We start from the raw sequence: 3,772 nt of genomic DNA, 5'->3' as shown, positions 1-3,772 counted from the left end.
GGAAGGACCGTATCGCGATGGTGTATTGCGGATAACCATTGCATGCACCGGAGTGGCGGCCGCACGCTTTTCTCTCTGCTTGCACGTCTAATCCCGCCACCTCGGTGATGCATACCGTTATCCGACTGAGACGCTTCTGACCCATGGCGAATTCCAAGCTCATCGCCTCCGCCGGAGAGCATTATGTGACGTACATGCTATCCACACTTGGATTCATTGCCGCGCTCGTCCGTGAGGGCGCACCAACAATCGACATTCTCGCCTCAAATCTTCACGCAAGCCGTACCATTGGCATCCAGGTCAAAACCACTGCTTCCGCCATGCGCACTCGTGGCCGCGGCAAGAACAAGGTGCCGCACGAATTACAGTTTCCACTCGGACACAAGGCCGTTGAGCATGCAAACCCTGGTCATGTGTTCTGTTTCGTCGATCTTCTGGGGCAATCTGACAACCTTCGCCCTGATGTCTACATAGTTCCCGCATCAATTGTAACGAAACACTACGAAGGGCAAGACATTCGCAAGCACTCCTACTTTCGCTTGCATTGGCCAGTATCCAAAATGCTTGCATTCCAAAACGACTGGTCTCCTATCGTCGATCTTCTGTCCGACCCAAGTGACGGCGGATAACCATGGGATGCACCGGAGTGGGACTTGCGGCCGCTTCCTGATGGTTACCGTTTCCCTTCCCACCCGGTGATCCCGGCCGTTATCCGACTGAAGGAGTGTAGTGACTGTTCAACAAACCAACGGAACCGTCATCGTCAAGGACGACGCTTCCCACGCTGCCTCGATCTCGGTTTGGATCCTGCTGTTTGCAGCACTTACCTGCTGGGCGACGTACCGATTGTTGGGCGTCTACGCGACGCTTCTCGTTGGATTGCCAATTGCATCGCTTCTGGTCCTGCTTGCTGTCTCTCCGCTTCTCTACACCCGACAAACCGAATTCGACCGAAAGGCCAAGACCATACGTATAGTTGCAACAGGACTCACGGGGTCCCGATCTGCAACCTTTCGATTCTCAGACTTCTCTAGAATTGCGATACGAGAACGCACCGTTGTTTCAACCCAAACAACAACCACTTTCTACGTCTTTCTCAAGAGACGTGCGGACCTCAAAGCCGCGGTTCCCAAAGTGCTTCAACTCTGCATGGAATTTGAGGAGCAGTGTGCATGGGCAGTTGTAGATGCCGTTTGCTCGGCAACCGGGATCCCAAAACCGCGTGATGTCAAGTACGATGGCGCAAAGCGGCGAGGATTCGGACGCAACACACAGCAATAATTGCCTGGTGAATGTCTAATGCGGATAACCAAAGGATGCACCGGAGTGGGGCTTGCGGCTGCTTTCTGATGGTTACTTTTTCCGTCCCCACCCGGTGATCCTAGACGTTATCCGACTGAAATGACCCCTTGGACACTCCCGATGAATCAACACACACACCAATCCGCTCGACGCGGAAAGGGCAGGCTGCAGTGGGAACCGGGAGGGTGGTTCGGCGGCATCATTGGTGGCTCATCTTGGCTTGCATTTGGCTCGCTCGCACTTCTATGGCGGGGCGAACTGTTTTCGTCGTTCGTCTCCGGCGTTTCATGGTTACTCGTGCTGTCGCTTGCCTGCTGGCTATGGGTTCGACGGGATCGGATTGACCCTTTTCACGGCCTTGCCTACGCTCTGATACTTCTCTCGGTGCTGATGCCAATTGTGTGGTTCGTTTGCTGGGACATTCCTACCGACCGACCAATGCCATCGCTTCATTGGATCCGTGGCTTTCGCTCCGCCGCCGCCTGCTCGATTGCTCCCGTGATTCTGGCTTGTTTCTTTGCCCGAGAGCGTATCCTCATATCCAAGCCCCGTACCGGTGCTCACGCGACTCATGCCGACGGATAACCATGGGATGCACCGGAGTGGGACTTGCCGCCGTCTCCTGATGATTACCTTTTCCCTTCCCACCCGGTGATCCCGGTCGTTATCCGACTGAATCTGAGCGGTTTGCGTCGTCACTTCAGAACCTGTACAATTGAGGCTCACCCGAAAGCAGGAAATTGCATGCAAACGACTACTCCCAACGCGAAAATCGCAGCAACTTCGGTACTGCAGGGACTTCCCGATGACGTCACCTGGGAGCAACTGCAGTATCACCTCTATGTCCGACAGCAAATCGACCTCGGGCTTGCTGACAGCGAGTCCGGACGCCTGCTGGAGCCCTCGGCCGTGCGAGAACGCCTGACCGCCGCTCAGACGAAACGCGGCGGATGAAGCTTCGCTGGACCGAAAAGGCGACATCGGACCTTATCGGGGTCTACGATTACATAGCGCAATCATCGCCAGAGTATGCCGCATCGGTTTCCGATCGGATCTTTCGGCGGCCTGATCCTCAACTGATCGACTTTCCTAAATCCGGTTCAATTGTGCCGGAATATGGTCGTGATGACATCCGGGAGATCTTCTCTGACTCCTACCGCATCATTCACCTGGTCCTCAAGCACGAAGTTCGGATACTGACCGTCATCCATGGTTCCGTTACGCTGCCAGTAGAGCCGCCTCTTAACGGATAACCAAAGGATGCACCGGAGTGGGGCTTGCGGCCGTTTTCTGATGGTTACTTTTTCCGTCCCCACCCGGTGATCCTAGACGTTATCCGACTGAGCCGCGGACATTTGCTGCCCGCCTCGCGCCCTGCGGGGCATATCCCATGCTCGACCAAAACCGCTTTGCCCCCGACTCTGGACCTTGACCGAAGTGCCGACTACCCTGCGGGGCACCAACCGACGCCTGACTTCCAATGCTCGAACAATGCCGACGTGCCGGATGCACTGCGTGGCACCAACCAACGCCTGACTTCCAACGCTCGGCTAACATCGAAGTGCCGGATGCACTGCGTGGCATCAACCAACGCCTGTCTTCGAGTGCCCCCTTTACTCTTGACCGCCAAAACTTGCTTTACCGGCAATTCTTTGTTACGCTTTCAACACGGTGATTGTCACCCACGGGGACGAAGTCCGCGCCCACGGACCGCATTGCGATGGTGTGTCTCGGATAACCATTGCATGCACCGGAGTGGCGGCCGCACACTTTTCTCTCTGCTTGCACGTCAAATCCCGCCACCTCGGTGATGCATACCGTTATCCGACCGGGAGTACCCGGTCCACGCTTTACACTGCAATCGAACGCCAACTGCAAATTCAGGCTTGTGCCTTCCGCCAGAACTCCGGTTCCAAGGATTTGATCTTTTGTTGAAATCGAACGACTAAGATGAATCTAAAACCTGTCCCTGATTCACACTTCACGCCCTCCCAATAATCACGGATAACCAAGCGATGTTGACGGAGTGGCGGCAGCGCTCCGTCCTCTGCTTGCAAGTCTTCCCTCGCCACCCGCAAATCGCTACCGTTATCCGACTGAGCTGCGGACACTTGCTGCCCACCTCGCGCCCTGCGGGGCACAACCAACGCGTACAACATGACCGCCAACACCGCTTTGCCCCCAACGCTCGATCAATACTCGAATCCAGACTGCCCTGCGGGGCATCAACCGACGCCCAAATTCCAATGCTCAATCTATGCTGACGTGCCGGATGCACTGCGTGGCACCAACCAACGCCTGTATTCCCGAACTCGACATACTGCATCCCACCGAAACTTGCTTTGCCGGCGACACTCTGTTACGCTTTTCGCACGGTGACTGTCACCCACGTGGACGAAGTCCGCGCTGACGGACGGCATCGCAATGGTGTGTTGCGGATAACCATTGCATGCACCGGAGTGGCGGCCGC

General features: G+C 55.9%; 5 protein-coding genes. 4 read left to right on the top strand and 1 reads right to left on the bottom strand.

Features of this window, described 5'->3' with window-relative positions; genetic code table 11:
* The first annotated feature begins 143 nt into the window (after positions 1 to 143).
* The 3 genes from RC85_RS25120 (at position 144) to RC85_RS25105 (ending at position 2,555) form a co-directional block, all read left to right on the top strand.
* A complete protein-coding gene (locus tag RC85_RS25120; RefSeq protein ID WP_068267594.1) occupies positions 144 to 629 on the top strand; it encodes a hypothetical protein in 486 nt (161 codons plus the stop codon).
* A gap of 1,417 nt (positions 630 to 2,046) precedes the next feature.
* Complete coding sequence (locus RC85_RS25110; RefSeq protein ID WP_068267591.1) at positions 2,047 to 2,256, top strand: hypothetical protein; 210 nt, start codon at positions 2,047 to 2,049, stop codon at positions 2,254 to 2,256.
* A complete protein-coding gene (locus RC85_RS25105) occupies positions 2,253 to 2,555 on the top strand; it encodes a type II toxin-antitoxin system RelE/ParE family toxin (RefSeq protein ID WP_068267590.1) in 303 nt (100 codons plus the stop codon). The genes RC85_RS25110 and RC85_RS25105 overlap by 4 nt, the downstream gene beginning before the upstream one ends.
* 191 nt (positions 2,556 to 2,746) lie before the next feature.
* Here the strand turns inward: RC85_RS25105 and RC85_RS27920 are convergent, their stop codons facing one another.
* A complete protein-coding gene (locus RC85_RS27920) occupies positions 2,747 to 2,893 on the bottom strand; it encodes a hypothetical protein (protein WP_162273279.1) in 147 nt (48 codons plus the stop codon).
* A gap of 80 nt (positions 2,894 to 2,973) precedes the next feature.
* On the opposite strand from RC85_RS27920, the gene RC85_RS27915 reads away from it, so the two are divergent.
* Positions 2,974 to 3,237, top strand: a complete 264-nt coding sequence (locus RC85_RS27915; RefSeq protein ID WP_149753454.1) for a hypothetical protein — start codon at positions 2,974 to 2,976, stop codon at positions 3,235 to 3,237.
* The last annotated feature ends 535 nt before the right edge of the window (positions 3,238 to 3,772 follow it).

This window comes from Rubripirellula obstinata (assembly GCF_001642955.1).
GTDB classification, from domain to species: domain Bacteria; phylum Planctomycetota; class Planctomycetia; order Pirellulales; family Pirellulaceae; genus Rubripirellula; species Rubripirellula obstinata.
The sequence above is the reverse complement of the archived record's forward strand: the minus strand, read 5'-3'. Positions and strand labels throughout refer to the sequence as shown.

Excerpts from the sequence above, each read along its gene's own strand:
- RC85_RS25110 (WP_068267591.1), top strand. The coding sequence starts at position 2,047 with ATGCAAACGACTACTCCCAACGCGAAAATCGCAGCAACTTCGGTACTG.
- RC85_RS25120 (WP_068267594.1), top strand. The coding sequence starts at position 144 with ATGGCGAATTCCAAGCTCATCGCCTCCGCCGGAGAGCATTATGTGACG.
- RC85_RS25105 (WP_068267590.1), top strand. The coding sequence starts at position 2,253 with ATGAAGCTTCGCTGGACCGAAAAGGCGACATCGGACCTTATCGGGGTC.